Origin of the sequence: Reichenbachiella sp. 5M10, from assembly GCF_002742335.1 — a bacterium.
Classification (GTDB): domain Bacteria; phylum Bacteroidota; class Bacteroidia; order Cytophagales; family Cyclobacteriaceae; genus Reichenbachiella.
This window is the reverse complement of record NZ_MDGR01000007.1, coordinates 3007820-3030909: the sequence shown is the minus strand read 5'-3', so window position 1 is coordinate 3030909 and position 23090 is coordinate 3007820. Positions and strand designations below refer to the sequence as shown.

Annotated in this window: 21 protein-coding genes and 1 tRNA gene; 12 read left to right on the top strand and 10 right to left on the bottom strand. The window is 44.4% G+C overall.

Annotated features, from left to right (window positions below; genetic code table 11):
* Positions 1-2: 2 nt before the first annotated feature.
* The gene (locus BFP72_RS12155; RefSeq protein WP_255397207.1) at positions 3-2048 is read right to left on the bottom strand and encodes an OmpA family protein; all 2046 of its coding nucleotides are present in this window, start codon (positions 2046-2048) and stop codon (positions 3-5) included.
* Positions 2049-2264: 216 nt separating this feature from the next.
* On the opposite strand from BFP72_RS12155, the gene lon reads away from it, so the two are divergent.
* From lon to BFP72_RS12125, 5 genes are all read left to right on the top strand, one after another.
* Entirely contained in the window at positions 2265-4715 is a 2451-nt protein-coding gene (gene lon / locus BFP72_RS12150) for an endopeptidase La (RefSeq protein WP_099599392.1), read from the top strand.
* 23 nt (positions 4716-4738) lie between these two features.
* Positions 4739-5752 carry a type IX secretion system protein PorQ gene (gene porQ, locus BFP72_RS12145; protein WP_099599391.1) on the top strand — a complete coding sequence of 338 codons (1014 nt, stop codon included), beginning with the start codon at positions 4739-4741 and terminating at the stop codon, positions 5750-5752.
* A 1-nt stretch (position 5753) separates the two neighbouring features.
* Complete coding sequence (gene hslU / locus BFP72_RS12140) at positions 5754-7142, top strand: ATP-dependent protease ATPase subunit HslU (protein WP_099599390.1); 1389 nt, start codon at positions 5754-5756, stop codon at positions 7140-7142.
* Between the two features lie 24 nt (positions 7143-7166).
* On the top strand, positions 7167-8054 hold the full coding sequence (locus tag BFP72_RS12135) for a bestrophin family protein (protein ID WP_099599389.1): 888 nt from the start codon (positions 7167-7169) through the stop codon (positions 8052-8054).
* Positions 8055-8345: 291 nt separating this feature from the next.
* Positions 8346-8891 carry a dihydrofolate reductase family protein gene (locus tag BFP72_RS12125; protein ID WP_099599387.1) on the top strand — a complete coding sequence of 182 codons (546 nt, stop codon included), beginning with the start codon at positions 8346-8348 and terminating at the stop codon, positions 8889-8891.
* A gap of 6 nt (positions 8892-8897) precedes the next feature.
* On the opposite strand, the gene rsmG is transcribed toward BFP72_RS12125, so the two are convergent.
* From rsmG to BFP72_RS12110, 3 genes are read right to left on the bottom strand one after another with little or no spacing between them, the layout of a single operon-like run.
* Positions 8898-9524, bottom strand: a complete 627-nt coding sequence (gene rsmG, locus BFP72_RS12120) for a 16S rRNA (guanine(527)-N(7))-methyltransferase RsmG (RefSeq protein ID WP_099599386.1) — start codon at positions 9522-9524, stop codon at positions 8898-8900.
* A 4-nt stretch (positions 9525-9528) separates the two neighbouring features.
* Positions 9529-10137 carry an RNA polymerase sigma factor gene (locus tag BFP72_RS12115; RefSeq protein WP_099599385.1) on the bottom strand — a complete coding sequence of 203 codons (609 nt, stop codon included), beginning with the start codon at positions 10135-10137 and terminating at the stop codon, positions 9529-9531.
* Complete coding sequence (locus tag BFP72_RS12110; RefSeq protein ID WP_255397206.1) at positions 10128-11222, bottom strand: glycosyltransferase; 1095 nt, start codon at positions 11220-11222, stop codon at positions 10128-10130. The genes BFP72_RS12115 and BFP72_RS12110 overlap by 10 nt, the downstream gene beginning before the upstream one ends.
* An 81-nt stretch (positions 11223-11303) precedes the next feature.
* On the opposite strand from BFP72_RS12110, the gene tgt reads away from it, so the two are divergent.
* From tgt to BFP72_RS12095, 3 genes are read left to right on the top strand one after another with little or no spacing between them, the layout of a single operon-like run.
* The gene (gene tgt / locus BFP72_RS12105; protein ID WP_099599384.1) at positions 11304-12434 is read left to right on the top strand and encodes a tRNA guanosine(34) transglycosylase Tgt; all 1131 of its coding nucleotides are present in this window, start codon (positions 11304-11306) and stop codon (positions 12432-12434) included.
* A gap of 7 nt (positions 12435-12441) precedes the next feature.
* A complete protein-coding gene (locus BFP72_RS12100; RefSeq protein ID WP_255397205.1) occupies positions 12442-13524 on the top strand; it encodes an LptF/LptG family permease in 1083 nt (360 codons plus the stop codon).
* The gene (locus BFP72_RS12095; RefSeq protein ID WP_099599383.1) at positions 13521-14444 is read left to right on the top strand and encodes a DMT family transporter; all 924 of its coding nucleotides are present in this window, start codon (positions 13521-13523) and stop codon (positions 14442-14444) included. Before BFP72_RS12100 ends, BFP72_RS12095 begins: the two co-directional genes overlap by 4 nt.
* Before the next feature lie 349 nt (positions 14445-14793).
* On the opposite strand, the gene BFP72_RS12090 is transcribed toward BFP72_RS12095, so the two are convergent.
* From BFP72_RS12090 to BFP72_RS12075, 4 genes are read right to left on the bottom strand one after another with little or no spacing between them, the layout of a single operon-like run.
* Positions 14794-16704, bottom strand: coding sequence for a CocE/NonD family hydrolase (locus tag BFP72_RS12090; RefSeq protein ID WP_099599382.1), 1911 nt, complete (start codon positions 16702-16704; stop codon positions 14794-14796).
* 9 nt (positions 16705-16713) lie between these two features.
* On the bottom strand, positions 16714-17088 hold the full coding sequence (gene crcB, locus BFP72_RS12085) for a fluoride efflux transporter CrcB (protein ID WP_185123727.1): 375 nt from the start codon (positions 17086-17088) through the stop codon (positions 16714-16716).
* Complete coding sequence (locus BFP72_RS12080) at positions 17085-17522, bottom strand: hypothetical protein (protein WP_099599381.1); 438 nt, start codon at positions 17520-17522, stop codon at positions 17085-17087. The genes crcB and BFP72_RS12080 overlap by 4 nt, the downstream gene beginning before the upstream one ends.
* The gene (locus BFP72_RS12075; protein WP_099599380.1) at positions 17519-18109 is read right to left on the bottom strand and encodes an ACP phosphodiesterase; all 591 of its coding nucleotides are present in this window, start codon (positions 18107-18109) and stop codon (positions 17519-17521) included. The genes BFP72_RS12080 and BFP72_RS12075 overlap by 4 nt, the downstream gene beginning before the upstream one ends.
* 67 nt (positions 18110-18176) lie before the next feature.
* On the opposite strand from BFP72_RS12075, the gene BFP72_RS12070 reads away from it, so the two are divergent.
* Positions 18177-18572: a hypothetical protein gene (locus BFP72_RS12070; RefSeq protein WP_099599379.1), complete on the top strand. Its 396-nt coding sequence runs from the start codon at positions 18177-18179 to the stop codon at positions 18570-18572.
* Here the strand turns inward: BFP72_RS12070 and BFP72_RS12065 are convergent.
* Complete coding sequence (locus tag BFP72_RS12065; protein WP_099599378.1) at positions 18562-20649, bottom strand: ComEC/Rec2 family competence protein; 2088 nt, start codon at positions 20647-20649, stop codon at positions 18562-18564. The two genes, BFP72_RS12070 and BFP72_RS12065, sit on opposite strands and share 11 nt — an antisense overlap.
* 47 nt (positions 20650-20696) lie before the next feature.
* A complete protein-coding gene (locus BFP72_RS12060) occupies positions 20697-21641 on the bottom strand; it encodes a PhoH family protein (RefSeq protein ID WP_099599377.1) in 945 nt (314 codons plus the stop codon).
* Positions 21642-21714: 73 nt separating this feature from the next.
* Here BFP72_RS12060 and BFP72_RS12055 point away from each other — a divergent pair, with 73 nt between their 5' ends.
* From BFP72_RS12055 to BFP72_RS12045, 3 genes are all read left to right on the top strand, one after another.
* Positions 21715-22497: an S-adenosyl-l-methionine hydroxide adenosyltransferase family protein gene (locus BFP72_RS12055; RefSeq protein WP_099599376.1), complete on the top strand. Its 783-nt coding sequence runs from the start codon at positions 21715-21717 to the stop codon at positions 22495-22497.
* Complete coding sequence (locus BFP72_RS12050) at positions 22494-22784, top strand: putative quinol monooxygenase (protein ID WP_099599375.1); 291 nt, start codon at positions 22494-22496, stop codon at positions 22782-22784. Before BFP72_RS12055 ends, BFP72_RS12050 begins: the two co-directional genes overlap by 4 nt.
* Positions 22785-22898: 114 nt before the next feature.
* A tRNA-Leu gene (locus BFP72_RS12045) sits at positions 22899-22980 on the top strand.
* The last annotated feature ends 110 nt before the right edge of the window (positions 22981-23090 follow it).

Here is a 23090-nt window from a genome sequence, read left to right as displayed (position 1 = left end):
CACTAATCAAAGTCTTCGTCCGTCAATTCGTCAACTGTTTTTTCCTGGAGAGGTTTGGCTGGACGGTAGATTTCAAATTCGACGCGTCGGTTGAGATTGTGTTCGTCTTGGTTTTGATCCTCTATGATGGGTTTGTCACTACCAAAGCCTTCTGCAATGACACGATCACCTGCCACCCCTCCGAACACCACGATGTAGTCTCGGATAGTATTGGCTCGATCGATGGAGAGTTGTAGGTTGAAATCATCTGTACCGAACTTGTCCGTATGTCCTGAGATCTTGAGGAAGAAGTCTGGGTTGTCGTACATGAAATTGACGATCTTATTGAGGTCCCCATACATTTCACTTTTGAGGTGAGCGAGTCCTGGGTCAAATTCGATGGATTCGAATTTGACCCGGCTGGCAATGTGGTCTGTCACTTCGTCGAATCTCGCAGGCCCATCGAGGTAAAACATCTCCTCGATTCTGAAAAATTCGTCTCCTTGGATCACAAGCAGATAGTTGCGATTGTTGATCAAGTCAAATTCAAAAGAACCATCAGGTTTGAGGTACTTTGGAGAGACTTCTACTCCTTCGTCTAGGTCAATCACTGATACAATCCCCGTAAAGGGCTTGCCAGTCAAAGAGTCCGTCAAGGAACCTGATACACTAGTCTGTGCTCCGGGTTGTGCTTCCATAGGTAGAGGAAAGGAGTACAGGTCAAGGAGGTTGAGGTCGTTTGTGGCGGAGCGCGCGTAGTAGAGGTCCTTGGATTGTGAATCTATGGTGAAGTAAAATTCACTTCCTCGACCATTGACGAGAGGACCGATGTTGATCGGTTCGCTCCACGCTCCCTCTTTGTGGTACGACTTGTAGATGTCAAATTCTCCGAATTTGTAGAGCTGGCCATTAGAACTAAAGAACAATACTTCAAATTCGGGATGATAGAAAGGGCTTACTTCATTTTTTCGAGTGTTGATGACTGGTCCGAGGTTTTGTGCGGGCATCCATTCTCCGTCATCATTTTTGTACGTGTAGTAGATATCCGAGAGTCCAAACCCGCCGATGCGGTCCGAGGCATAGTAGAGGGTGTCTTCGGTATGGGAGAGTGATGGGTGTGAATCCCAGCTGATGCTGTTGACTTTGGTGCCTAGATTTTGGATATCCGTCCAAACACTGTCCTCGTTGAGCGTAGCGACAAAGAGATCACAGTTGCCCAGCCCCTGTGGGGAGCCACAGCGAGAGAAATAGAGAGTCTTGCCGTCTCGACTCAGACAGGCCGATCCTTCATTGTAGTGGGTGTTGATTTGTGTGAGATCGGTACTGAGCTCCCAGTAGCCATCTTGTTTACGGCTGATGAATAGGTCTTCATTTTTGATGAAATCCAACCCAACACGGCGTTCGTTTCGCTTGGAGGTGAATATTAATACACTGTTGTTGAGTCCGATGGATGGGCCATAGTCTGCATGTCTAGAGTTGATTTTTCTTCCCATGTTGAGCAGTACGCCTCTAGGTGGGCGAATGGTGTCGATGGCTTTGCGATGTTCGACGAGTTTGTAGTAGTAGTCTAGAGGAACAAAGTTTTCAGTTTCTTGCGTGTTGAGTGAGTCATAGTAGAGTTCCAGCTCTTCGATTTTGATGTTGTTGTGATGGTGTCGAAGCACGAGCTTGTAGAGAGAGGTCGCTTCTTCTTCTGTGCCATAGATCTCTGTCAATTTGGCTAGTCTCCAAATCCAGTACGTGTCCACGTAGAAATTTCTGATGCCAAATTTTTGGACATAGGATTGAAGTGCCGGGTAGAGTTTTTTCCAGTCTTTGTCTGCTTCCAGTTTTTGTATTTTTTGAAGCTCTGTCTTGTCATAATAGTCATTGACTCTGTTGATGTTTGGGAAGTTGTAGATGTTGAATTCCCACTCTGAACTGAGGGTGTCAATGTCTGTAATTGCCTGATTGTCTTGCTTTTTCTTTAGTATTTGGCCTTGGGAAACGAGAGAGAATCCTAAGGTAAAAAAACTCACAAAGGCGATTGAAAGAGAGAGGTGCTTATTGATAGTTTGGAAACTATTCACGCGTTTTTGATTATGACTATTTGGTGATCTACTTCGTGTATCATAGCTGAATATCAAAAGTAATGCAGCTGATCTTCTTAACGAATGATTTGCTGGATTAAATCTATTTACTTTGGCATAGCGCTTGCAACTTATGTGTATCTTTAAAAATATGGTATAAAATTGATTTTTTATGCCATAGTGACAGGCAAGTGAAGTTTTATGAAACAATATAATATGTTTTCAACAAGCATACTTTCAGATTTGGCAGAGGAGGATTCAGGGGATTTGATACCATTGGATTTGACAGGAGATGATTCTGAAATACATCAAGAGGATTTACCAGACGATTTACCTATACTGCCGCTGAAAAATGCGGTGTTGTTTCCTGGTGTAGTGATTCCGATCACTGTAGGGAGACAAAAATCCATTCGGTTGGTCAAAAAGGCATACCGTACCAATAAGATCATAGGAGTGACGGCTCAGAAAAATCCGCAAGCAGAAGATCCGAAGGAAAAGGAGATATACAAAGTAGGGACAGTAGCTAAGATATTGAAGATGTTGGTTTTGCCGGATGGCAATACGACCATCATCATTCAGGGCAAAAAGCGTATGTCGATAGAGCAGGTGGTACAAGAAAATCCCTATATGACGGCTAAGGTCAAGTTGCTCGAGGAAAATTTTGAATCTGGTGAAGAGAGTCTGACTACTGCGATTGTACATTCGCTCAAAGACTGTGCAAAGAAGATTCTCAAGCTCAACCCAGATATCCCGAAGGAAGCTCAAGTGGCATTAGAAAGTATAGATAGCTTCAGCTTCTTGACGCATTTTTTGTGCTCCAACATCAACACGGATGTCAAAGACAAACAAAAATTGCTCGATATCAATGACGGTACCAAGCGTGCGGAGCTGTTGCTACAGTATATGCTCAAGGATATTCAGGTACTCGAACTCAAACATGAAATCCAAAACAAAGTCAATACAGACATAGATCAGCAGCAGCGCGATTATTACCTTCGGCAGCAGATGCGTGTATTGCAGGATGAGCTAGGGCAGGGGAGCCCAGAGCAAGAGCTGGAAGATTTGCGTGAGCAAGGGATGAAGAAAAACTGGCCAGTGGAAGTTGCACAGCATTTTCACAAAGAGCTAGACAAAATATTGCGCATGAATCCAATGGCTGCCGAATATCCAGTAGCTATGAACTATGCTGAGCTACTCGTAGAGCTGCCTTGGAACAATATGTCTGAGGATAATTTTGACTTGAAACGTGCCAAAAAGATTTTGGATCAGGATCACTTTGGCTTGGAGAAAGTCAAAGATCGTATCATCGAATACTTGGCGGTGAGAAAGTTGAAAAATGACCTGAAGGGGCCGATTTTGTGTCTATTTGGCCCTCCAGGTGTGGGGAAAACATCTCTAGGTAAGTCTATTGCAAAGGCTCTCAATAGAGAGTATGTGCGTATGTCTTTGGGAGGTGTACATGATGAAGCAGAGATACGGGGACACCGCAAAACATATATTGGTGCCATGCCTGGCAAGGTGATTCAGAATATCAACAAGTCAAAAGTATCCAACCCAGTTTTCGTACTGGATGAGATAGATAAACTGTCATCGGATATGCGTGGAGACCCCTCTTCGGCACTGCTCGAGGTATTGGACCCAGAACAAAACAATGCATTCAAGGATAATTTTCTAGAAGTAGAGTATGACCTGTCGAAGGTGCTTTTCATTGCGACAGCCAACTCACTGGATACTATTCAGCCTGCACTGCGTGACCGAATGGAGATCATTGAGATCACTGGATATACGATGGAGGAAAAAGTAGAGATAGCCAAAAAGCACCTCTTCCCAAAACAACTCGAAGAACATGGGTTGAAGCCTTCGGATCTGATGATTGACAAACGAGCAATTGCCAAAGTGATCGATGACTATACACGTGAGTCCGGGGTACGTAATCTCGAACGAAAGATGGGGAAAATAGTGAGGGATGCTGCCAAATCTCTCGCCATGGAAGAGGAGTATCAAAAGAAAGTAGACAAGGACCAAGTGAGACGAATTTTGGGAGCGGAGGTATTTGACAAAGAACTCTACCAAAACAATAAATTGGCAGGGATTGTGACAGGTTTGGCTTGGACTTCTGTAGGTGGTGAGATATTATTCATCGAGTCGAGTTTGAGCCGTGGCAAGGGTAAATTGACGCTCTCGGGTCAGCTTGGGGACGTGATGAAAGAATCGGCAATGACTGCCCTTTCTTATTTGAGGTCCAATGCAGAGGCTTTGGGGATCAACTACAAGACCTTTGACAACTATGATCTTCATGTGCATGTGCCTGCGGGTGCTGTGCCAAAGGATGGGCCGTCAGCGGGGATTACAATGTTGACATCTTTGGCTTCTATGTATACCCAGAGAAAAGTGAAGGACAAACTGGCTATGACAGGTGAAATCACGTTGCGCGGCAAGGTGCTGCCTGTTGGAGGGATCAAGGAGAAGATGCTAGCCGCGAAGCGTGCAGGGATCAAGGAGATCATTCTTTGCAGCAAAAACCGCAAGGATATTGATGAGATTGACGAACGCTACGTCAAGGGGCTTACCTTTCACTTTGTAGAAACTGTGGATGAAGTGCTGGATATTGCACTATTGCCACAGCGTGTAGAGCAACCGATGAAGTTTGAGTTTACGGATAAGTAATTCGGTACCTGAGACTATATAAAATGAAAAGACCTGCTTTGATTCTTCTATTCGTGTTTCATGCAGGCCTTTTATATGCTCAGCGGGGAGGGACTTCCTCGTTTGAGTTTTTGAATTTGCCCGTCGGTGCGCGAGTGGCAGGACTGGGAGGAGTCGTGATATCTTCCACGGCAGAGGATGTCAATTTATTTTTGTCCAATCCAGCACTGTTGGATTCTGCCAATCACAATCATGTGTCATGGAGTCACCTGAGTTATTATGCAGACATCAAGTACAATACGTTTAGCTATGTCTGGAACAACAAGAGGATTGGCCCCATAGGGATTGGTGTACAGCACATGGGTTATGGAGATATCGAACGCTTTGACTTGGTAGGCAACTCAATCGGGAAGCTCCATGCCAATGAGACTGCGGTGGTAGTGTCTCATAGTCGGACTTTAGGGGCGTTTTCTCTTGGAGCCAATTTGAAGTACATCCATTCAAATATTGACACCTATGGAGCCAGTGCACTGACCATGGATTTAGGAGGGACTTTTACTCACCCAGAACGAGAGTTACAAGTCGCATTGTTGTTCAAAAACATGGGCGTAGTGCTCTCAGATTACAGTGGCACGTCGAATTCGAACGTGCCGTTTGATGTGCAGATTGGCGCTACTTTTAAGCCAGATCATATGCCTTTTCGTTTTTCGGTGACGGCTTACAATTTGGGAGTCTCCGATTCAGGGTATTATGATGTGGATTTTTCGGAAGAAGAGCCGGGGCTTGTCGACGAGGTTTTTCGACACATCAATTTTGGGACAGAGGTGGTTATTAGTCAAAATTTTCAATTGCGCGTAGGATACAACCATCTAATTCGAAAGGAACTTGGAGATCCCGATCGAGCAGGTATCACTGGGTTTTCGATGGGAGCCATGCTGCACATTAAAATGTTTGAATTTTCTTATACCTATACCACATATCACGTAGACAGTGGTAGGAGTTATTTTACCATCACCAGTAACCTAAATAGAGTATTTCATAAAAAATCAATTATATAAGATGTTGTCAACAGAACAGTACTTAACACCAAAACAAATCGTAGCAGAACTAGATAAGTACATCATTGGTCAAAATGATGCGAAGAGAAATGTCGCGATAGCTCTTCGTAACCGATGGAGGAGAATGAACGTCAAGACCGAGCTGCAAGGGGAGATCGTACCCAACAACATCCTAATGATCGGAGCAACAGGAGTAGGGAAGACAGAAATCGCCAGACGTTTGGCCAAAATCGCCGATGCTCCTTTTGTCAAAGTGGAGGCCTCTAAATTCACAGAGGTGGGCTATGTCGGGCGGGATGTAGAGAGTATGGTGCGTGATCTGGTCGAGCAGGCGGTGGCTTTGGTGAAGAATGCCAAAAAAGAGACAGTAAGAGAAAAGGCAGAGGAAATTGTAGAAGGAATCATTTTGGATGCACTCATCCCTCCAGTAAAAAAGAAAACAACCTCTGTGGCAGGTCTAGAAGAAAATCACACACCTGTAGACGATGAAGAACTCAACGAAAGAACCCGGGAGCGTTTTCGCGAAAAAATAAAGAATCGTGAGTTGGAGGATCGCAAGATTGACATCAGTGTCAAACAAAATGCCAACCCAGGTATAGGTATGATTGGAGGAGGGCAGATGGACGAATCGTCAATGATGAATATCCAAGAAATGATCGGCAATATGATGCCTCAAAAAGCCAAAAAGCGCAAAGTGACTATCGCCGATGCTCGAAAAATCTTAATGGAAGAAGAGTCTTCACGATTGATTGATATGGATGAGGTCAAAGACGAAGCAATTGCTAAGGCAGAAAATACAGGAATCATCTTCATCGATGAGGTAGATAAGATTGCCGTAGGAGCGTCCAAAAAGGGAGGGCCAGATGTGAGCAGAGAAGGGGTTCAGCGCGACCTACTGCCTATCGTAGAGGGGAGTGCTGTCAATACCAAATATGGTGTGATCAATACAGACCATATCTTGTTTGTCGCAGCAGGTGCTTTTCATTTTGCCAAACCGTCAGATTTGATTCCAGAGCTACAGGGTAGGTTTCCGATTAGGGTAGAGCTCGAAAATCTAACCAAAGGTGACTTTGTCCGCATTTTGAGTGAACCCAAAAATGCTCTGACCAAGCAATATGCTGCATTGATAGGAGCGGAGGACGTAGAGATTACTTTTAGCGAAGAAGCTGTCGAGGAAATTGCATCCATAGCTTTTGAGATCAATGCCGAGATTGAAAATATCGGCGCAAGGAGGTTGCACACGGTGATGAGTCGTCTGCTCAACGATATTTTGTTTGATATCCCAGACAAAATAGGACCCAATGCCAAGATTGTGATAGACCGAACCAAAGTGCAGGAAAAACTCAGCGGTATGGTAGAAAACCGTGACCTGAGCCAGTACATTTTGTAACATACGAAGACCAAACGCTAAGCCATGCTGATCAAATACCGTATTCCTTTTAAGTATATCATTAAGTTGGCCTATATGGACGCCATCATTGTTTTTTTTGTGTCTGTAGTGGTTTTTTACTTTATACGGTATCATGATTTTCCGATCATACCTATCAATATCCCGGCTTTTATGGGTACAGCGATTTCGCTACTGCTGGGTTTCAAACTCAGTCAGTCCTATGATCGCTGGTGGGAAGCACGCAAAATATGGGGCGCCATCGTCAACAGTTCCCGTACACTGACGGTACAGTTGCTCAACTACCACCAAGATAAGCAGTGCGAACAGACAGAGCGCATGGCGCTACGGCAGGTGGCATGGGTTCATAGTTTTGCACAGAATCTCCGGGATGAGTCTCCGCTTTTTCGCATGGAAAAGTACCTCAGTGCAGAGGAGCTAGCACAGTACGCATGGCACAAGAACGTGCCTCTCGCTATACTCAACGAGCAGTCCGCGGATTTGCGTCGTATGCTGGATGATGGCAAGGTTAATACCTTCCAGCAAATTCAAATCGATCAAACGTTGGTGAGCTTGTGCGACAGTATGGGTAAGGCAGAGCGGATCAAGAATACTATCTTTCCTACAGCTTACCGCTATTTTTTGCACATGTTTATTTACCTATTCATCGTGCTGCTGGCGGTATCTCTGGCAGAGGTAGATCGTCTTTGGGAGATACCTATGCTGGTATTGATCTCTTTGCCGTTCTTTTTGCTAGAGAAAACAGCGAAGTTTCTTCAAGATCCATTCGAAAATCGTCCCACCGACGTATCAGTGACCTCTATAGCTAAGACGATTGAGACCAATATCAAGCAACTACTTGGTCGTCAGGATCTACCCGAGCCACAAAAACCGGAAGGATTTTATGTGATGTAAGAGTCGTACGCACGGATTGAGTGTTGTTTGTCAATTCCAGTCAGTTAATGTTGATTCATCTATTGGTGATTGCCAGTATTGTTTGGAGCGGATATCCAAGGATAGATTGGATCATGGACACTGCCTTTTTGAAAAATGCCAAGCTTAAAGATTTTGGGTTTGATCTATATGTTGTTTATTTGGTATGGGTAGGAGTTGTCCTGACGCTGTATCCGTTGTGCAAGAAGTCTCGAGATAATAGAGCGGAGAACAGGGACAAGTGGTGGTTAGTTATTTGTAATTGAATTGGATATGGCTGAAAGAAAGTTGATACTCTATGTGAGCATGAGTTTGGATGGGTATTTGGCAACTGAGGACGATGATTTGTCCTGGTTGGATATAGTGGAGCGTGATGGGGAAGATTATGGCTATGCTAGAGTCATGGATGGTGTAGATACCTATTTGGTAGGGCGCAGAACCTACGAAAAAGTACTAGATATGGTAGGGCATTTGCCGCAGGCAGAGAAGATGGAGTGTTATGTGATCACCCGTCAGGAGCTACTCCCAGAGAAGAACATCATCTTTTACAACGACGATATCGAGCATCTGATTCAAGAATTGAAAGGAGAAGAGGGCAAAAACATCATATGTGATGGAGGTGCTGAGATCGTGCAGTTGCTGATGAGGCACGGACTCATCGATGAGTATATCATCTCTATTATTCCTACGCTATTGGGTAACGGCAAGCGGTTGTTCAAAGGTGAAGTGATGCCACAGGATGTGGCGCTGATCGATACCACGACTTTTGAGTCAGGGTTGGTACAGTTGCATTATATCAAGGTAGAGGGAGCTTTGTAGTGTGCTTCATTGCTTTTCTACGTAGACAACCTTCTTCGTTTCGAAAAAATCTTCGCGGAAGTAATCTGTCAAATCATAGAGTTTGAAACGGAGTTTGGACTCTTTCATTTCTTCTCCTAAATCCCCACCCTTCAGGTATAGAATGCCATTTTTGAGAGAGTGTTTGGACTCTTTTTTGATTTTCCCTTTTGTCCATTGGTAGAAGGGCTTCATGCGTGTGACGGCTCGGCTCACGATGAAATCGAACTGACCAGAAACTTCTTCAGCTCTGCCATGTATGCCTTGTACATTGGTGAGGCCGAGTGCTTGGGCTACTTCATTCACAACCTTGATTTTCTTGCCTATACTGTCCACTAGCACGAAGTTACTCTCGGGGTAAAGGATGGCGAGAGGTATACCTGGGAATCCTCCGCCTGTACCTATGTCAAGGATGTCTGCCTCAGGCTCAAAATCCATGATTTTGGCGATTCCGAGCGAATGCAGGACGTGACGAATGTATAGTTCTTCGATGTCTTTTCGAGAGATGACATTGATCTGTCCGTTCCATTCTCGGTAGAGAGGATCGAGTTGTGCGAACTGCTCCTTTTGTACTTCCGAGAGTTTGGGGAAGTATTTGTTGATATGTTTGAGCATGGCCCTAGATGTGTTGCTTTTTGTCTTTGACTAGATCGTACATCAACTCACGAGCACGGTGGAGTTGTGCTTTGACAGTGCCTAGTGGTGCGTCCAGTGTCTTGGCAATCTCGTCATAGGAGAGTTCGTCGAAATACCTCAAGCGTACGAGACGCTGATATTTTGGAGGTAATTTGGTTACAAACATCTGCACTAATTCGATTTTTTGATCTTTGATTGTTTCTTCTTGGGGATTGAGGTTGTTGTCTTCTACATCGATGGTCACAGATTCCCCTCCATCGTCAGTGAACGAGGTGTTGAGGCTAAACGTCTTTAATTTTTTCTTTCGGATAAAATCAATCGTGTTGTTGGTCGCAATACGAAACAACCAAGTACTGAAGGTATAGTCTTTTTTGAATTTGTGAAGGTTCTTGAAGGCTTTGGCGAAAGCCTCAATAGTCAAATCTTCGGCATCATCGGTGTTGCGGATCATCTTCAATATCATATGGTAGACGGGACGCTTGTAGCGATCCATGAGCTCAGCAAATGCCTGCTCGTCTCCTTCATTGATCGCATGATCGATGAGTTTAAAATCTTTTAGTGCCTTTTCGGAAAATTGCTTTTTTACTTCCATTGAACCTTCTTAGTGAATATCGCGATGCTTCCTGTTATTGTCACGTACGCGACGTGAAAAATATCAAGAATGGGTACAAGCCAACTATTCATACGATCTCCAAACTTTTTGGATGTGAAATAATTTAGATTGATCAATATGACCCATCTAAAAAGGAGTACACCACCGAGTATCTCGTATAGATTGGTTTGTGATGCTAAAATAAACAAAGACAACCAATAAAGCAGGTTGCAGAGATTTTGCAAGCCCAAGAGCAATTTGTCTTTTGTTTTGTAATATTTGCTTACGGAGAAATGTCTTAGTTTTTGTTTGAAATAGCTGCTCCACTTTTGTTTGGGAACGGAAAACGTCAGCGAGGCTGCACCGACCACTACGTGTGTGTTTTTTTTGTGGGCCAGTTGGTTGACGAGCAAGTCATCATCTCCACCGGTGACGTGCTGGTATTTGTTGAATCCCTTGTTTTCCAAAAAAGTTGATTTGCGGTAAGCCAGGTTGCGCCCGACTCCCATGTATGGATTGCCTAGCTGTGCCCATGAGATGTAGTTGACTGCAGTGAGTAGGGTTTCGTAGCGGATGTATTGATTGAGAAAGCCCTTGGCACGGGAATAAAAGGATACCCCAAGAGTAAAGTCTGTGGATGGTAGGAAACCCTGTGTCATTTGTTGAATCCAACCCGATGAATTTGGCGTGCAATCCGCGTCGATAAAGAGCAATATTTCGTTTTTGGCTGCTTTTACACCCAAGGTAATGGCGTATTTTTTTGCATTGATATGGTCGTGCACTTGGTCAACTCGAACGTTTTTGAGGCGGTCGTTTTGTGCCTCTAGCATATAGTCATAGGTGTCGTCATCAGATCGGTCATCTACGACAATGACTTCAAAATCAGGATGATTTTGATCGAGTAGGATGGGTAGGAGTGTTTTGAGATTGTTGAGCTCGTTGTGCGCACAGACAATGACTGAGACGGGTTGTACCTCGCTTGTCTGAGAGGTTTGATAGGTGGTGATTTTGACCCAGGCCAAGAGCCAGTATATGGAAAGGATAAAGGTGCTGCCTAATAAAATGGCCTGGAAAACTTCGATCATAGCTGTCAATTGTCAATTGGTTGCAAATATGCGCCAGTGCGTAAACTTAATAGGAGAATTCGGCATATTTTTGCAGCGTTTATGGATTTTAAGTTAGAAGCAACAGACGGGAAGTCAAACGCTAGAGCGGGAGTGATCACTACGGATCACGGGCAGATCGAAACACCGATTTTTATGCCCGTAGGGACAGCAGGAACGGTCAAGGCCGTGCATCAGCGAGAGCTCAAAGAAGATATCAAGGGAGAAATCATCTTGGGAAATACATACCACTTGTATCTGCGTCCTGGGCTAGAGGTCATCGAGGCGGCAGGTGGTCTGCACATGTTCAATGGGTTTGATCGTCCTATGCTCACAGATAGTGGAGGGTATCAGGTGTATTCGCTCAAGCATAGACGAAAGATTACGGAAGAAGGGGTGAAGTTTCAGTCACATATCGATGGCTCTAGGCATCATTTTACTCCCGAGTATGTGATGGATATCCAGCGTACCATAGGAGCGGACATCATCATGGCGTTTGATGAATGTACGCCGTATCCCTGTGATCGTAAGTACGCAAGGGAGTCGATGGAGATGACGCATCGATGGTTGAAGCGCTGTTGTGACCGGTTTGACGAGACCCAGCCAAAGTATGGTTACAGTCAAACCTTGTTCCCTATCGTACAAGGGAGTACCTACCACGATCTTCGGGAAAAATCTGCAGAGACGATCGCTTCGTTTGGGCGTGAGGGCAATGCCATAGGAGGGTTGTCTGTCGGAGAGCCTGCAGAGATGATGTACGAAACTACAGACTTGGTTTGTGGGATTTTGCCTAAGGACAAACCACGGTACCTGATGGGAGTAGGAACTCCAGAAAATATATTGGAGTGTATCTCGCTCGGTGTGGACATGTTTGACTGTGTGATGCCAACCCGCAATGCCCGACACGGCTTGATCTATACCTCAGAGGGGATCATCAATATCAAGAATAAAAAATGGGAGAGGGATTTTTCACCGCTTGATCCCAATCTTGGTGGATACGTAGATTCGGCGTACACCAAGGCGTACGTACGTCATCTGATTCATAGTAGCGAGGCGTTGGGCGCACAAATCACAAGTGTCCATAATTTGACGTTTTATTTATGGTTGGTCAAAGAGGCACGAAAACACATCAAATCGGGCAGTTTCTCGGCATGGAAAAATGCTATATTGCCCAAAATTTCAACAAGACTTTAAGGTACCAGTGAAAATCAAACTACTCGACAAGTATATCTTCAAGAAGTTCATGACCACATTCGTCTTTGTGGTGGCACTACTGGTGGTAGTTATCGTGGTGATAGACTTTACGGAGAAGAATGAGAAGTTTATCAAAAATGAAGTGCCGACGGATTTGATTGTGTATTACTACATGAGTTTTATCCCGTGGATTGCCAATTTGATTGCACCGATTACGGTGTTTATTGCGACAGTACTCGTGACTGTAGGGATGGCAGGCAAGACTGAGATTGTAGCGATTCTTGCTGGAGGGATTAGTTTTCGTCGGATGTTGTTGCCGTTTTTGGTTGGGGCGATATTGATTGCCTTGACGACATTTTATGTCAACGGTTGGATGATTCCTAACTCCAATAAGTATCGAATTGCATTTGAAGTAGAGTATCTCAAGAAGCCTTTTTATTTCAACGAACGAGACATTCATTTTAAGATCGGTCCCGAAGAGTATCTTTACCTGCAGCGCTACAACAATCGCTCGGAAGTAGGATACAAGGTTACATTGGAGCAAGTAGTGGGTACGCAAATGCGTCAGAAACTCACCGCTAAGAAGATGACTTGGGACGATTCGTTGGAGCACTGGGAGTTTCGAGATTGGGAGTTGAGAGTGATTGGAGAGTTCGAAGAGGAGTATAGTAAGGGCAAGCAGATGGATACTGTACTAGCGATCACGCCGGAGGATTTCGACAACAAGTATCAGCTCAACGAAACGATGAACCTCAATGAACTCAACGAACATATCGCCATGCTCAAAGACCGAGGGGCAGATGATGTGGAGGTTTATGAAATTGAAAAATATATTCGATATATGTTGCCATTTACGGCAATAATACTGACGATGATGGGGGTGTCCGTGTCGGCAGAAAAGTCTACTAGAGGAGGTGCTGGTTTCAAGATCGCACTGGGTTTCTTGATTGCCTTTGTATTCATAATCCTGTTTATCTTGGTGAAGGCCATCGCTGAAGCAGGGTCGATGAATCCAATCGTGGCGATATGGATCCCCAATATGATTGGAGCAGTGGTGACCTTGATCCTCTATCGATTAGTCCCCAAATGATACAACAAAATACACCTCTCAAAGCCTATATGCAGCTCCATTTCATTGTCTTGATCTGGGGAGCTACTGCGATTTTGGGCAAGCTGCTGACCATTAGCCCGTTGGGCGTGGTACTTTATCGAACCCTCATTGCGACGGTGGGAATATACCTTATTGTGTATTTTCGTCGAATAGATTACCGCTTGCCACGGAAGGAATTGATGCAAATCATTGCAACGGGCATATTGATAGCAGCGCATTGGGTGACTTTCTTTTTGGCTGCCCGTCTCTCCAATATTTCGATTTGTCTCGCTGGGATTGCCACGACTTCCTTTTGGACAAGCTTCATTGATCCTATCGTCAACAAGAGGCCAATCAAGTTTTACGAGCCCTTGTTGGGAGTGCTTTCAGTAGTCGGAATAGTAATTGTTTTCAATTCATCTTTTGATCAATATCTAGGCTTATCGGTAGCTATTCTTTCTGCGATACTGGCTTCTACCTTTACAGTGATCAATGGTAGATTTATCGCCAAGCATAATCACTATACCATTTCGATGTATGAGATGCTAGGAGCATTTGTGACTACTCTCGTAGTGGTCGTCATAGTCAGTACGCTAGGAGGAGAGAGGTGGATGGACCATGTTGTATTGCATGACATGGATTGGCTGTATTTGATGGTGCTTGGCGTGGTATGTACAGTGTTTGCCTATTCGCTTGGGGTGAAACTGATGAAGCAACTGACGGCCTTTTCGATCAATCTTACAATCAATTTGGAGCCGGTTTATGGTATTTTGATGGCTGTCATTTTGTTCAAAGATGACGAGCATATGGGCGATGAATTTTATATAGGTACTGGGATCATCATAGTATCTGTACTACTCTATCCACTTGTACGTAGATGGGCTAGAGATCGAAATATGGATACGGATATACTTCAGTAATTGCGGAGAGAGGAAACTAAGTAATTCCTGTACTCATCTAAGAAATATGAATGTTCATCGAACAGATCTTTGGTTTTCGTTGAAAAAACCGCTACTTTATACTTAGAAATTTCCAAAAACCAAACTGACTTAATTTCTTAATGAAAAGCCACTCCATCGAGTGGCTTTTTTTGTGTCAGTTGCTATTGGGTGAAGTGATAGAAAACCTGAATTTTTATGAATGGTTTTGTGCTGGTGATACAGTCGTGTGTTTGTGGCCTGAAATCAGAAAGTAGTTTTAGAATCAATCGAAAGGGTTCTCTATGACAAAGACTGTCATAGAGAACCGTCGGGTAGTACAATTGACGTCTTATTCCTCTTTGAGTATCCCAATTTTTATAAAAGAGGGATTGATACCTGATCTACCAATGTAATGTTTGGCTGTCACAAAATCCTCTTCTTGGGCCTCAAATATGTTGTCCACGTAGGTCTGAGGGTTGATGTCCATCAATGGAAACCATGAGCTTTGGATTTGAACCATGATACGGTGACCTTTTTTGAATGTGTGAAGCACGTCTTGCATAGGTAACTCGATGGTTTCATCTCGCTTTGGGGTGAATGCTTCGGGTTTTTCATAGCTGTTGCGGAACCTCCCTCGAATGGCCTCACTACGTACCATTTGGTGGTAGCCATTCATCATCTTGTCTGGCTGATGAGGAAACGGAGCGTGATCATTGGGGTATACGTCGATGAGCTTGACAACCCAGTCTGCTGCTGTTTGATCTGTTTTGACGATCAGATTGGCAGTGATAGGGCCAGCGATCGTGAGGTTCTCCTCGAGTGGTGCGGTGACATAGTAGAGGACGTCATCTCTGACGATTACGAAGCTTTGGTCCTCAACCATGTATTCCTTTGGGATACGTAAATTAGGGTATTGTGTGAACGGGACAGGGTGCTTTGGGTCACTTTGGAAAATGTCGACTCCAAACTCATTGGCTTCAGGTGGGGTGAAGGATAGTTCGTTTTTCTTTCTGAAGTAGAGTTTGGTGTATTCCAGGTTTTTTGGAGGCCATTCGTCAAATTTTTTCCATTCGTTGGTTCCCGTCTCAAACATGATAGCTTCAGCCAAATCAGCTTCTCCTACTCCTTTGAGGTGCTTTTGAAAAAATGGAGTCAATACTTCATGGTTGTAGAAAGTAGAAGTTTTTTCACCGAAATATACATCTCCAAGAAAATCTCCTTCGCTACGTCTCCAACCTCCATGGCTCCAGGGGCCCATGATGAGGGTGTTGGTTGTCTTTGGGTTGTTTTTTTCCACCGCTTGATAGATGTTGAGAGGACCGTAGAGATCCTCTGCGTCATACCAGCCTCCGACAGTCAGTACAGCACAGTTGATGTTGCGCAGGTGGGGTAGGATACTGCGAGATTGCCAGAATTCGTCGTAGTTTGGGTGACTGATGACCTCATTCCAAAAGGGGATGCTGTCGTGAAGATATAGCTCATTTGCTTTGGAGAGAGGGGTCATTTTTTGATAAAAATCATAGCCATCCTCTGTTTGGAAATCAAACTGTGGAGCCCATGCGGTGGTAAGACTGTCTCTTGGTACACCAAAGAAAGAAAAGAACCAAAAAGTGTGTGAAGGGAAGAATGCACCATGGTGGTGAAAGTCGTCGAAGAACCAGTCAGAGATCGGTGCTTGTGGAGAGACTGCTTTGAGTGCTGGATGCGAGTCGATCATGCCTGCTGCCGTATAGAATCCAGGGTATGATATACCCCACTGACCTACATTCCCATTGTTTTGGGTGTTGGCGAGTAGCCACTCGATCGTATCGAAAGTGTCGGTGCTTTCGTTGATGCGGTGCCCGTTGACTGTGCCTTCGTGTGGTGTCATGTTGACAAACTCCCCCTCTGACATGAATTTGCCTCGTACGTCTTGGTAGACGAAGATATATTTGTCTCGAGTCAATTCCATATTGGGGCCTAGGTCTGGACGGTAGTCTTTTTTTTCCGTCCCGTAAGGGGCTACCGAGTAAGGGGTCCGAAAGAGGATGATTGGGTAGTCATCTCCATCTATAGGTGTATAGATGGCTGTGAATAGCTTGGTGCCGTCGCGCATAGGAATGCTGACTTCTTGTTTTTTGTAGTTGTTCACGACGAAGAGCGAATCCTCGTTGCTTCGTTTGGGGATGTAGGTTTCGGTTTGTGTCTCGCACGAGGCGAAAAAAAACAGCGTGAGTCCGAGTAGGAGCAGGGGTTTGAGGAGATGATGATATGTGTTCATAGTTTGAGTTTATGCAATGAATAATCTACCAAAGTGCCAGCCCATCCAGGCGGCTAGGATACCAAAGAGTAAGCTACCTCCCATGTAAAGGAGTGCAGTGCTGTAGTTTTGATTGAGGAGGAGGTTGAGGTTTTCGATTCCAAAGGTAGAGAAAGTAGTGAAGCCACCGCAGAACCCAGCCGTGAGAAAAAGAAAGTAATCCTGACCAAGTTTGGTGGAGAAGTGCACCAGCATCCCTAAAGCAAAGCAACCCAAAAGATTGACAGCAAGGGTGCCGGAAGAGGTAAATCCAGGGATCCATCGTGTGACTACATAGACGATCAAGAAGCGGCATATGCTGCCCATGAATCCTCCTAGTCCCACGAAAAGTGCGGATTTGATCATTCTTCCAGTTTTTTGAGTTTCCTTTTCATGTAGCGGAGGACTTTTTCAAACTCGGTATTTTCTTGTTTGCTCAAGCCAAACTGCTTGCCGGATTTAAGACGCCAGATCACTTCCTCGTATTGACCACCGTAAGTTTTGATTGTGCTGTAGCTCCATTTTTCAATGTCTTTGGAGTCGAACTTGATCCGTTTCAATTGGAAGGGTATATGAAGGTCGAACTTCTCCTTGCTGATTCGCATGGTTTTTAGACCGGTGAGGACTTTGATGAGTACTACGATCCCGATAGGACCAGAAGTGTAGATCAAGATGTACCAAGCCATTTTGCTTTCGGCTTCTTCGATACTAAGAATGCCATAGAGCAATAGCCCAAAGGCTATGGCAAGGAAAATGGAAATAGAGATGAGCGTATTGGTTTTGGGTTTTGATATGATCATTCCGCTTCTAATTGAGCGGTAAAAATATGGATATGATGGATAATTTCGTCGAAAAATACAGCAAATTCTTCTTCCAATACATCCATGTCACGTTTGAGTTCGGTGATGGCATGTTCCATGCCAGACTCGTAGGGCGTGCGTTTGGCCATTCCACTTAATGCCGCGTGTAGCCCTTCTTCGAATTGGTAGTTGTACAACCAGTCGCCTCGTGACATGTGGTAGAGTAGGTAGTTGGCTTTGTCCGGGATCAGTTCTCGATGATCCGAAAACAAACGGTAGTACCTAGAGGTAAATTCTTGTAGAGGCTCGTCAGAGTATTTACTCCAGTTTTTGGCGAGCAGATGATCATAGTACATGTCCATGATGACTCCCGAATAATGGCGGTATGCAGATAGCCTTCTTTTGCCCTGGCGTACAAGCGAATGCTGGTCGGTAAAAGAGTCTATCTCTCTGTGTATCAGTATGCCTTTGCGGATGTCGGTCTCGTAATTGTTCAGTTTTTTTCCTTTGACAAAATCAGCTATGACGTTGCCTATGGCGACTTTTTCGTCTCCAAATGAAAGGAAGATATGTGCGAGATAATTCATTTGTGCGCTTAATATAAAGCTTTTCACTTGATTGGTTATATTTGTGAGGAAGCATAAAAATCAGATCATGTCAAACATTCACCTCAACATCCTCATACAGCTCGCTAAAATAGATGGCGTAGTGGTACAAGAAGAGATAGATCTCATCAGGGAGGTGGGGATAGCTAATGGCATGACAGAGCGCGAAATCATGGATTGTTATGAGATGGAGTTTACTTCTGACGATTTCAGTCATGTGAGCGATGATGAAAAATACGAGATGATTTATTCGGTAGTGCAATTGATGAAGATCGATGGAAAATTGTACAACGAAGAAATCAAGTATTGTGCGAAAATGGCTGCCAAGTTGGGGTATGACGAAAACGTACTGTTCGAGCTTATGCTCAAAATCTATGCAGACCCAGACTTGTGTGCAGACAAAGATTCTTTGAAAAAGCACATCCAAAAGTACCTTATATCTTAATTCGACAAGCACTTTGACTCATAGAATGGTACGATACCTCTAAGTGCTCGGCTTCATTTTCTAAGTTTATCAAATTTATTTTACTGTTGGTATTGGAGAGGATGACTGTGTCAAACTCGATATACTCCATCAGGCTCTCGATGGAGTAGCAGGCGTTTTCTTCGAGTATGAGGTAGTCACAAGTGAGTTTTTTATGGATGTGACTAGGCTCATACCCTTTGGTGAGAAAAAGGAAATGCTTGCTGCCCCATACCTGAGCGTAGATACCTGAGTCGATCTGATGCAGGGTTTGTCTGATGAGGGATGGCTCTCTTAGTGGGGGGAGGTGTGAAGCAAGTCGGTTTGGGTTGATTTGGTAGGACGCTAAGGACTGATCACGGATCGTGTCTAGCGCAAAGGCTCGTACATGAAGACCATTGATTCGGTCTACTAGGCGGTTTTGACGTGTATGATAGAGTAGGATCTCGTGACGATGAGCTTGTTGATACAATTGAGAGCAGCCTAGCAGAGAGAGTGTGCATAAGAAGACAGACAATACGACGATGGCTTTGAATTTTCTGGTTTCTAACCCCAGAAATATGCAGACGATGGTAGCATAGCAGAGTACGGTTTGCCAGCCAGTGAGATACAGCCATTCTTTCAGACTGCCTGGGAGCCAATAGATCCGGTTTACGACCCAATTGAGACCCCATATGGTGTGTTCGATGAGAGCTCCAGGCCAAGCGGAGGGGAAGGTGCTTTGCACTACGAAGAGTAGGATCCCTTCGCTCATGATCAAAAAAGCGGCCGGGATCACGAAGATATTGGAAACCAAAAAGTAGTTGGGGAATTGATGGAAATAATAGATACTAATCGGAGCGGTGGCGATTTGTGCAGCGATGGATACCGAGGTGAGTGTCCAGACTTTGTCCCATAGCCAATACCTTGATGACCATAGAGGGTAGATTTTGTTGTAAATGTACAGGATGCCAATCACTGCGAGGTAGGATAATTGAAACCCTACAGAGAATATTTGGTTCGGATTAGCGACCAATAGGATGAAAGCGGATACAGCGATAGAGTTGTAGATGTTGCTGTCACGGTCTAGGGCTTTGCCAAAGATGATTAGACTAAACATCGTGACAGCTCGAAGGATTGAAGGAGAGAATCCTGTGAGAAGTGCATAGAGCCACAGCACGGCTATGCTGACGGCAGGCAAGATGCTTTTTTTGAATACGGCCGATTGGATCGGTCGAAATAGTAGTAAAACAAGAAAATGGATCACTCCTACATGTAACCCGGATACAGCAAGGACATGCATCGCTCCTACTGCAGAGTAGGCGGACTTAGTCTCTCCGTTCAAGCGGTCTTTGATGCCCAGAAGTAGGGCCAGTGCAATGCCTTGTTCTTCGTGCTCTATGACCGAATGGGTGATTAGCTGTTCGAAATAAGTCCTAAGACGGTAGACTGCAGTCAGTAGAGTGTGGCCTTGATGAGTCCGTAGGGTGCGCAGGTCTTTTAGGTCTACAAACTGTTGGAAATGAATACACTGTAGTGCCATGTAGTGTGCATAATCAAACTCGTAGGGGTTGTTGGGTGGAGAGATCCGAAAAGGTGATCCAGAGATCAGTACCAAGTCACCATAGTTTAGTTGCATACTGGGTAGTGAGTCCCGCTTGACGTAGAGTTGTACCATTTCGCGTTGAGAGACCAAGGAAGTGTCGGTTAGTAGGGAGCGACTTTCTACCTGGTAAATGTCGTATTTTTCTTTGCGAATCGGATAGGATTGGATGAGGGCAGTGTATTGGCGTGTTTCTGAAAACTGGGAAGTGCTTTTTTCCGTCAAGGGCACGTTGTATTGCCAAAACCGAATGATTCCCATCCCGAGGATCAATAGCAGTAATCCATGACCTACAAGCGGGTGGCTTGATGGTGTGAAGCGGTAAATGAAGGCAAACAAAATAAACAGTCCAACAACGATACAGAGGAGGTGATTGGATTCAAGTAGGAGTGGGACTTGAGAAGCGAGTAGCAGACCTGCGATCCAAAAGAGGCAGATTCGGACAAACGGAATGGGGGACCAAGCGAACAGTTTCATGACGATGAAATGCTGCTGGAGTTAAAATACGAAAAATAGTTGAAAGACTATGCCTTTATTTCAGATTTGTCATATGCTTCGATGATGGATTTGACGAGTTCGTGTCGGACAACGTCTTTGCCATCCAAGGTGATGAACCCGATACCCTTCACGTCTTTGAGGATGTCGATGGCTTCTCGTAGACCAGATTTTTGTTTCGAAGGGAGGTCTACTTGTGACATGTCACCGGTGATGATTACTTTGGAGGAAGGTCCCATCCGTGTAAGGAACATTTTGATCTGCATCGGCGTGGTGTTTTGAGCTTCGTCGAGTAGGATGAAAGCATGGTTGAGTGTACGTCCTCTCATGTAGGCCAATGGCGCGATTTCGATGACACCATTCTCCATGTAGTAGCGTAGTTTTTCGGAAGGAACCATGTCATGGAGGGCGTCATAAATAGGCCGGAGGTAAGGGTCGATTTTTTCTTTCAGATCTCCTGGTAAAAAGCCGAGGTTTTCGCCTGCTTCTACAGCAGGTCGGGTGATAATGATTTTTTTGACTTGTCGATCCTTGAGAGCTTTGACGGCCATAGCGACCGAGATATAGGTTTTGCCTGTACCCGCAGGCCCGATAGCAAATACGATATCATTCTTTCTCGAGCTTAGGACCAGCTTTTTTTGGTTTTGAGACTTAGGAGCGATCTTGATGCCACGTGTGCCAAACACCAAAACATCACTCTCATCCTCTCCGAATACATTCGTTTCACTGTTGATGAAGGAGGTGATGTTGGTCTTTGTGATCTTGCCAAATTTGTGGTAGTGATCTACCAAAGAGTTGAGTATTTCATTGATCTTGATGATCTCTGGTGCGGCACCTTGAATGGTGATTTCATTGCCTCTAGAAATGATCTTTGACTTAGGAAAAGCAGCTGCTAATTCTTCAATGTTTTCATTCTCTATGCCGAGGAATTCGGTCAATGGAATGTTCTCGAGGGTTATTATTTTTTCTACCAAATGAAATACCTAATTTGCAGTCAATTTATATTTTTGTCTAGACAAATTAAATGATTTTTTCCCAATAGCATCTATGGCCATCGTAACTTTTCTTTCTGATTTCGGGCTTTCGGATCATTACGTGGCAGCAGTGAAGGCGAGTGTGTTAAGGGAGAATCCTCAAATTATCATTGTTGATATTTCGCACCAGATTCAAGTAGGAGATGTTGGCCATGCTGCACATTTGTTGGCCTCTGTTTTTCGGGATTTTCCGATAGGGACGGTGCATCTGATCGGGGTGTCCAACAGCAACTCGAAACAAGCTAAGAATGTGGTGGTTTTTTTGGAAGGACACTATTTTGTTGGAGATGATTCTGGGATATTTTCATTGCTGAGTGAACAAATGCCTATGGCTATCATGGATGTCAATAGTGAAAGTCCGATCCAGACGGTCTTTGCAGCAAGAGATATCTATGGGCCAATAGCGGGAAAGTTAGCCAGTGGGGCTGAGTTTCATACGCTCGGGGTGCCGCTGGAGGATATCAACCTCTTTATGCCTACGCGTGCCAAGGCTACCAAACAACAGATTGCTGGTAATATCGTGCGAATCGACCATTATGGGAATTTAGTTACCAATATTCTTCGGGAAGATTTTGAGGCTATTTTACGGATCAATAAAGAATGTCCTTTTGTAGTGAATTTTAGGAGAGAGAAAATAACCCGTATCAACCAGAGTTTTTTTGAGGTCGGCCCTGGGGAGTGTTTTGTGTTGTTCGATTCGATGGGACGCTTGCAGATCGGGATTTTGCAAGGTCACGGTGCAGAGCTACTCGGGCTTTTGGTCAATGATCAGGTGTTTATAGATTTTCAGATATGATTGTACGGTTGGTGACATTGAAAATTGCCCCGGATCGTGTGGATGATTTCTTGGCGTTGATTGCAACGTACCGGATAGAGATTGGAGGAGCAGAAGGGTGCTCGTTTTTAGAGATTTTGGAGGATGAGAGCGAGCCAGGAGTGTTTGTGACGCACAGTCATTGGGAAGATGAGAATGCTCTCAATCGCTACCGTCGTTCGGAGTTGTTTGGTCAAGTATGGCCAGCGATCAAGTTATTGTTAATCGACAAGCCCACGGCTAGATCTTTCCAAAGAAAAATATTTTAGATGAATTTCATTTCAGTATTGTTTGAATAAAAAACTTTAAATATGTTTGCGTCCCGTTTGAAAGAGAGCGGGCCATTCCGCAAGATTTTGTAGTTATAGAATCGCAGATAATATGCCCAGGTGGCGGAATTGGTAGACGCGTTGGTCTCAAACACCAATGGCTTAGGTCGTGCCGGTTCGATTCCGGCCCTGGGTACTTTTTAATGATTAAAGCCTTGTAAATCAACGATTTGCAAGGCTTTTTTCGTTTTACGCAAGTTATAGCTCAAGTTAATTTCGTTCAATTTATTAGGTGATGGTTGTAAA

Coding starts and splice junctions, on each gene's coding strand:
- rsmG (WP_099599386.1), bottom strand. CDS start 9,524: ATGCTCAAACATATCAACAAATACTTCCCCAAACTCTCGGAAGTACAA.
- tgt (WP_099599384.1), top strand. CDS start 11,304: ATGGATTTTAAGTTAGAAGCAACAGACGGGAAGTCAAACGCTAGAGCG.
- BFP72_RS12110 (WP_255397206.1), bottom strand. CDS start 11,222: ATGATCGAAGTTTTCCAGGCCATTTTATTAGGCAGCACCTTTATCCTT.
- BFP72_RS12090 (WP_099599382.1), bottom strand. CDS start 16,704: ATGAACACATATCATCATCTCCTCAAACCCCTGCTCCTACTCGGACTC.
- BFP72_RS12095 (WP_099599383.1), top strand. CDS start 13,521: ATGATACAACAAAATACACCTCTCAAAGCCTATATGCAGCTCCATTTC.
- BFP72_RS12055 (WP_099599376.1), top strand. CDS start 21,715: ATGGCCATCGTAACTTTTCTTTCTGATTTCGGGCTTTCGGATCATTAC.
- hslU (WP_099599390.1), top strand. CDS start 5,754: ATGTTGTCAACAGAACAGTACTTAACACCAAAACAAATCGTAGCAGAA.
- BFP72_RS12135 (WP_099599389.1), top strand. CDS start 7,167: ATGCTGATCAAATACCGTATTCCTTTTAAGTATATCATTAAGTTGGCC.
- porQ (WP_099599391.1), top strand. CDS start 4,739: ATGAAAAGACCTGCTTTGATTCTTCTATTCGTGTTTCATGCAGGCCTT.
- BFP72_RS12070 (WP_099599379.1), top strand. CDS start 18,177: ATGTCAAACATTCACCTCAACATCCTCATACAGCTCGCTAAAATAGAT.
- BFP72_RS12115 (WP_099599385.1), bottom strand. CDS start 10,137: ATGGAAGTAAAAAAGCAATTTTCCGAAAAGGCACTAAAAGATTTTAAA.
- crcB (WP_185123727.1), bottom strand. CDS start 17,088: ATGATCAAATCCGCACTTTTCGTGGGACTAGGAGGATTCATGGGCAGC.
- BFP72_RS12050 (WP_099599375.1), top strand. CDS start 22,494: ATGATTGTACGGTTGGTGACATTGAAAATTGCCCCGGATCGTGTGGAT.
- BFP72_RS12125 (WP_099599387.1), top strand. CDS start 8,346: ATGGCTGAAAGAAAGTTGATACTCTATGTGAGCATGAGTTTGGATGGG.
- BFP72_RS12075 (WP_099599380.1), bottom strand. CDS start 18,109: ATGAATTATCTCGCACATATCTTCCTTTCATTTGGAGACGAAAAAGTC.
- BFP72_RS12065 (WP_099599378.1), bottom strand. CDS start 20,649: ATGAAACTGTTCGCTTGGTCCCCCATTCCGTTTGTCCGAATCTGCCTC.
- lon (WP_099599392.1), top strand. CDS start 2,265: ATGTTTTCAACAAGCATACTTTCAGATTTGGCAGAGGAGGATTCAGGG.
- BFP72_RS12080 (WP_099599381.1), bottom strand. CDS start 17,522: ATGATCATATCAAAACCCAAAACCAATACGCTCATCTCTATTTCCATT.